Source organism: Streptomyces sp. MUSC 14, from assembly GCF_001866675.1.
In the GTDB taxonomy this organism is placed as follows: domain Bacteria; phylum Actinomycetota; class Actinomycetes; order Streptomycetales; family Streptomycetaceae; genus Streptomyces.
Genome location: NZ_MLYN01000002.1, coordinates 1 through 7,326, shown reverse-complemented (window position 1 = coordinate 7,326; position 7,326 = coordinate 1). Strand labels below are relative to the sequence as shown.

General features: G+C 71.2%; 1 protein-coding gene. It reads right to left on the bottom strand.

All coding sequences use genetic code 11. The annotated features are described in order from the left end of the window. The coding region (locus BIV25_RS00010) for a type I polyketide synthase (protein ID WP_256255479.1) at nucleotides 1-7,196 on the bottom strand (7,196 nt) is incomplete at its 3' end. Nucleotides 7,197-7,326 lie beyond the last annotated feature (130 nt).

Below are 7,326 nucleotides of genomic sequence, written 5' to 3'. Positions count from 1 at the left end.
GCGTTCGTACCACTGATACCAAAAGACGACACCCCCGCCCGACGCGGACGCCCCCCACACGGCCACTCACGCTCCCCCGCAAGAACCTCAACAGCCCCCGCCGACCAGTCCACATGCGACGACACCTCACCCACATGCAACGTACGCGGCATCAACCCATGACGCATCGCCATCACCATCTTGATCACCCCACCCACACCCGCAGCCGCCTGCGCATGACCGATATTCGACTTCAACGAACCCAGCCACAACGGCGAACCCGCGACGCGCCCCTGACCATAGGTCGCCAGCAGAGCCTGCGCCTCGATCGGATCACCCAACCTCGTCCCCGTACCATGCGCCTCCACCACATCCACATCACCCGCCGACAAACCCGCATTCACCAACGCCTGACGAATCACCCGCTGCTGCGACGGACCATTCGGCGCCGTCAGACCATTCGACGCACCATCCTGATTCACCGCCGAACCCCTCACCCTCGCAAGAACCGGATGACCAAGCCGAACAGCATCCGACAACCGCTCCACCAGTACCAGGCCGACGCCCTCGGAGAAGCCCGCACCGTCGGCATCATCGCTGAACGCCTTGGACCGGCCGTCCGGGGCCGCCGCGCGCTGGCGGCTGTATTCCACGTAGAGGTCCGGGCTGGACATGACCGTGACGCCACCGGCGAGGGCCAGCGAGCACTCCCCCGAGCGCAGCGCCTGGGCCGCCAGATGCAAGGCGACGAGAGACGAGGAGCACGCCGTGTCGATCGTGACGGCCGGACCCTCGAAACCGAACTCGTACGAGACCCGGCCGGAAGCGATGCTTCCCGCGCTGCCGTTGCCTACGTATCCCTCGAACTCCTCGGGGATCTCGTTCAGGCGCGTGTAGTAGTCGTGGTACATGAGGCCGACGAAGACGCCGGTGGCCGTGCCGCGCAGTGCGGTCGGGTCGATGCCCGCGTTCTCGAAGGCTTCCCACGCGGTTTCCAGCAGCACGCGCTGCTGGGGGTCGATGGTGATGGCTTCGCGCGGTGAGATACCGAAGAAGTCCGGGTCGAACTGGTCGGCGTCGTAGAGGAAGCCGCCGTTGCGGGTGTAGCTGGTGCCGAAGTGCTCCGGGTCGGGGTCGTAGAGCGCCGCGGCATCCCAGCCGCGCCCGGCCGGGAACTCGCCGATGGCGTCGCGGCCCTGGGCGACCAGGTCCCACAGGCCCTCCGGCGAGGTCACCCCACCCGGGTAGCGGCACGCCATGCCGACGATCACGATCGGTTCGTCCGCACCCACAGCGGCCACCGCCGCCACCGGCCGATCCGCGCCCGCAGTCGATGCACCGCCCAGCGAATCACAGACGTACGCCGTCAGCGACGCGACCGTCGGATAGTCGAACACGAGAGTCGCAGGCAGCCGCAGACCCAGCACACCACCCAGCCGGTTGCGCAGCTCCACCGCAGTCAGCGAGTCGAAACCCAGCTCACCAAACGCACGCTCCTCCTCAACCGCCACACCCGGCCCGTACCCCAGAACCGAACCGACCTCGGCCCGCACCAACTCACCCACCGCACGCAACCGGTCGTCCCGGCTCAGCCCCGTCAGGCCCGTCACCGCAGGAGCAGCGACGGCCGACTCCGTCACGCGCCGAACCGAACGCCGAACCAGACCACGCAGCAACCCCGGAACCGTGTCGGCGCCACGCAGGCCCACCAGGTCGAAGCCGGCCGCCACGAGCAGCGCGGAATCCTGGGCGACTGCTGCATCCAGCAGGGCCACGCCCAGCTCGGTGCTCAGCGGGATCATGCCGGTGCGACCGAGCCGGGCGCGATCGAACGCGGTCAGGTGTGCCGACATCTCGGTGACCCGGTCCCACAGGCCCCACGCCACCGAGACGCCCGCCAACCCGGCCGACCTGCGCGCGGTCATCAACGCGTCCAGGAACGCGTTCGCCGTCGCGTAGTTGGCCTGGCCCGCAGTGCCGAACACGCCGGCCGCCGAAGAGAACACCACGAACGCCGAGAGGTCCAGCTCGCGGGTCGCCTCGTGCAGATTCCACGCCCCGTCCACCTTGGGCCGCAACACCGCCGACACCCGCTCCGCGGTCAACGAACCCAGCACACCGTCGTCCAGCACACCAGCCGTGTGCACCACACCGGTCAACGGGAACCCCACCGGAACCACCGACAACAACCCGGCAACGGCATCACGGTCGGCCACGTCACAAGCCACCACCCCGACCACCGCACCGGCCGCGGTCAACTCGTCCCGCAAGACCGCCATCCCGGGCGCGTCCAGCCCGCGGCGGCTGACCAGCAGCAGGCTGCGTACACCACAGTCAGTCACGAGGTGCCGGGCGACCAATTCGGCGAGGGTGCCGGACGCACCGGTGATCAGCACCGTGCCATCGCCCCAGGGCCTGTCCTCGGACTCGGTCCGGGCGGATGCGGACGCGTGGGTGAGGCGGGGCGCGTACACGACGTCGTCGCGGACGGCCAGTTCGGTCTCCGGGCGCTCGATCACCGGCGCCAGGACCGAGCCGTCCGCGTCTTCGAGGTCGACGAGCACGAGCCGGCCGGGGTTCTCCTGCTGTGCTGTGCGGACCATGCCCCGCACAGCGGCCGCCATCAGGTCGGTCACCGTGTCGCCGGTGCCGGTGGCGACCGCGCCGGAGGTGACCACGATCAGCCGGGTGGCGTCGAACCGGGCGTCGGTCAGCCAGGCCTGGAGCGTGAGCAGGGTACCGGCGGCCAGGGCGTGCACGCCCGCGACCACGTCACCGGGCTCTGGCCGGATCGGCAGCACCACGACGGCCGGCACCTCGGCGCCACCGTCGACCGCCTCGATCAGGGCGTTCAGGTCCTCGTACCCGGCGGCTCCAAGGACGGTCAGGCCGTCGCCGAGCACGGCCCAGCCCACGACGCCCGTGGGTCCGGCCGTGCGCCCGCACTCCTGCCAGGCCACGTCGAACAGCGAGTCCTTGTGCACCGTGTTCGCGACGCCGAGTTGCTCCACCGAGACCTGGCGTGAGGCAAGGAAGTCCACTCGCAGCACGGCGCCGCCGGAGCTGTCGTACACATCGATCGAGACCGTGTCGCGGCCCACCGGAGTGAACCGCACCCGCGCCGCCGAGGCGCCGGAGCCCAGCAGCCGCACCCCGGACCAGGCGAACGGCATCAGCGCCGTGCGGTCCGCGGTGCCGAGGCCGGCGATGAGCACGCTGTGCTGGCTCGCGTCGAGCAGCGCGGGGTGCAGGCCGAACCGCGCGGCGTCCTCGGCGATCTCGGCCGGGGCGGCGACCTCTGCGTAGATCTCCTCACCGCGCCGCCAGACCTGGCGCAGGCCGCCGAACGCGGGCCCGTAGCCGTAGCCGATCGCGGCGAGTTCCTGGTACGCACCGGCCAGTTCGACCGGGGTGGCGTCGGCGGGCGGCCACGCCTGCCCCCTCGGCCAGGACATGTCGTCGGCCGGGTCGGCAGGCCGCAGGACACCCTCGGCGTGCCGGGTCCACTGCTCGTCCGTGGTCTCGGTGGGCCGGGAGTGCACGGTCAGTGTCCGGCGGCCCGTCGCGTCGGGCGGCCCAACGGTGACCTGCACAGCCAGACCGCCCTGTGCCGGCAGCAGCATGGGGGCCTCGATCGTCAGCTCCTCGACCAGGTCGCACTCCACCCGGTCGGCGACCTGCACGGCCAGTTCGACGTACGCCGTGCCGGGCACCAGCACCCGTCCGAACAGCACGTGGTCGGCCAGCCAGGGGTGCGAGGCCAGCGACAACCGGCCGGCGAAGACGGCCCCGCCGTCGCCGGCCAGCCCCATGCCCGCGCCGAGCAGCGGGTGTCGTACCCGGTCCACGCCCACTGATGCCAGGTCGCCGACCGTCCCGGTCGCGGAGCCGTCCGCCCAGAAGCGGCGGTGCCGGAACGCGTACGTGGGCAGGTCCACGCGGCGCGCGCCGGTCCCTGCGAAGACGGCTTCCCAGTCGATCTCTACGCCGGTCTGCCACGCCTGCGCCACCGACCGCAGGAACTGGCTCAGGCTGCCGTCGTCCTTGCGCAGCGTGGTGAGGATCGCGATGTCCGCCTCGTTCTCTTCGGCGGTGTCGCGTACCGCGGGGCCCAGCACGGCCCGGTTGCTGACTTCGAGGTAGACCCGGTGGCCGTCGTCGAGGGTGGCCTGCACGGCGTCGCGGAACCTCACGGTATTGCGCAGATTGTGGAACCAGTATGTGCCGTCCAGATCGGTCCCGTCGACGATCGCGCCGGCCATCGACGAGTAGAACGGGACCATCGATTCGTCCGGTACGACATCGGTGAGCCGCCCGGTCATCTCCTCCCGGACGCTCTCCATGGCCGACGAGTGGGAGGCGTGCTCGGTCGGGATGTCGCGCACCCGGATTCCCTCGGTGTGCCACTGCTCGCGCAGCGCGTCCGTCGGCCCGGCCGGGCCTGAGATGACCACCGAGTTGCTCGCGTTCACCGCGCCGATCTCGACGCCGTCCAGGCCCGCGATCCGCTCGGCGGCGGTCTGCGGGGACACGGCGGCCCAGAACATCGAGCCGCCGTGCACGGAGGAGGACATGAGCGCCCGGGTGGCGAGCACCTTGGCGGCGTCGGCGAGGGAGAGCGCGCCGGCGATGTGGGCGGCGGCCACCTCCCCCTGGGAGTGGCTGACGACGGCCGAGGGCAGGACGCCGTACGACATCCAGAGCCGTGCGAGTGACACCAGCACCGAGAACATCATCGGCTGGGCCTGCTCGGGCCGGTCCAGGTCGGGCACGCCCTCGGTCGCTGCCAGCAGGTCGCGCAGGGTGTAGCCGTCCCAGTCCAGGTACGGGGCGAAGGCAGCCTCGCAGTCCGCCATGGACGCGGCGAAGACCGGGGACGAGTCCCACAGTTCGAGGGCCATGCCGACCATTTGGCCGCCCTGTCCCGGGAAGACGAAGACCGGGTTCTGGGCACCGGGCATGATCGGCGGCAGTGGCGCGGTGCCGCTCTCGATCCCGGTCAGCACCGCCAGAACCTGGTCGCGATCCGCGCCGGAGACACCGGGGACATACGTCCGGTGGTCGTGCGCCGCGCGGGTGGTGGCCAGCGAGTAGGCGACATCGGTCGGGTTCGCCTCCGGCCGGGCGGTTATGAACTCGCGGAGCCGGCCGGCCTGGGCCCGCAGGGCGTCCTCGGTGCGCGCCGAGACCACCAACGGCAGGTTCCACAGGTGTTCCGCCGGGGCCGGCTCCCCTTCGGGGGTCTCCGCTTCGGGGGTCTCCGCTTCGGGGGTCTCCGCTTCGGGGGTCTCCGCTTCGGGAGAGGGCTGCTCGATGATGACGTGCGCGTTGGTGCCACTGGCGCCGAAAGAGGACACGCCGGCCCGGCGGGGCCGGCCTGTCGCCGGCCAAGGGCGCGCCTCGCTCAGCAGCTCGACGACGCCGTTGTCCCACTCGATGTGCGGGGACGGCTCTTCGACGTGCAGGGTCTTCGGCAGCACGCCGTGCCGCATCGCCATCACCATCTTGATGATGCCGCCGACGCCGGCCGCCGCCTGCGCGTGCCCGATGTTCGACTTCAGCGAGCCGAGCCAGAGCGGCTCGCCGCCCACACGGTGCTGACCGTAGATGGCGAGCAGTGCCTCGGCCTCGATCGGGTCGCCCAGCATGGTGCCGGTGCCGTGCGCCTCGACCGCGTCGACCTCGCCGGGCAGGACCTCGGCGTTGGCCAGCGCCTGCCGGATGACCCGTTGCTGGGCGAGGCCGTTCGGCGCGGTGAGACCGTTCGAGGCGCCGTCCTGGTTGATCGCCGTGCCCTTCACGACGGCCAGCACCTGATGGCCGGCGCGGCGGGCGTCCGACTCCCGTTCCAGCACCAGCAGTCCGACCCCCTCGGCGAAACCGGTGCCATCGGCCCCCGCGCCGAAGGCCTTGCACCGGCCGTCCGCGGACAGCGCGCCATGCTTGCCGAACTCCTGGAACTCGATCGGAGTGGCCATCGCCGTGACGCCACCGGCCAGCGCGAGCGTGCACTCTCCCGAGCGCAGTGCCTGGGCCGCCAGGTGCAGTGCGACCAGCGAGGACGAGCACGCGGTGTCGACCGTCAACGCCGGGCCCTCCAGCCCGAACTGGTACGACAGCCTGCCCGCGATGACGGCGGCCGAGGTGCCGGTCAGCAGGTAGCCGTCGGGGTTCTCGGCGTTCCGCTGAAGCAGATCGGCGTAGTCCTGGTCGCTGGTGCCCGCGTACACGCCGGTCTGGCTGCCGCGGAGTGTCTGCGGATCGATGCCGGCGCGTTCGAACGCCTCCCACGCGGTCTCCAGCAGCAGCCGCTGCTGCGGGTCCATCGACGTGGCCTCGCGCGGGGAGATGCCGAAGAAGTGCGCGTCGAATCCTGCCAGGTCATCGAGGAAGCCGGCACCACGTACGTGGGTGGCGCCCTTGCGGTCGAGGTCGCTCTGGTACAGAGCGGCCATGTCCCAGCCGCGGTCGGCGGGGAACTCGCTGATCGCGTCCACCCCGCCGAGGACCAGCTCCCACAGGTCCTCCGGCGAGCCGACGCCGCCCGGGAAACGGCACGCCATGCCGACGATCACCACCGGGTCGTCGGCGAACGCGGCGACGGTCGAGAGCGGCAGCCGGCTGTCCGCGGCCTCGTCGCCCGCTTCGGCCAGGAAGCGGGCGAGGGCGGCGGGGGTCGGGTAGTCGAAGGCGAGCGTGCGCGGCAGGTCCAGGCCGGTGGCGGCGGCGAGCCTGCCGCGCAGGTCCACCGCGGCAAGAGAGCTGAAGCCCAGGTTGGTGAAGGATTGGTCCAGGTCGAAGGCGTCGGAGGACGTGTGTCCGAGCACCATGGCGACGGATTTGCGGACCAGGTCGACGGCGGCACGGTTGCGTTCGACCGCTGACATGTCGGCCGTACGGCGCAGCTGCGGGAGTGCCGGGCTGATGGCCGGTGGCAGGGCGGCGATGTTGCCGCCGGGCTCACGGTCGAGCCAGAACGCATGGCGCTGGAAGGCGTACGTGGGCAGGTCGACCCGTCGCGCGTCCCCGGGGCAGAGCGCTGTCCAGTCGACGGACTCGCCGGCGGCAAACACCTGGGCTACGGCGGCCAGCAGAGCGGGCAGTTCGGCCCTGTCCCGGCGCAGTGCCGGGACCACGGTCACCGGCCGCCCGTCCAGGCACTCACGCACCATCGGGGTCAACACCGCATCCGGACCCAGCTCCAGGAAACGCGTCACACCCAACCCGTCCAACTCCGCCACCGCATCCCCGAAACGCACCGCCTCACGCACATGGGAAACCCAGAACTCCGGCGTGCAATGACCACCACCCGCCAGCCGGATCACCGGCTCGTGAAACGTCAACTCC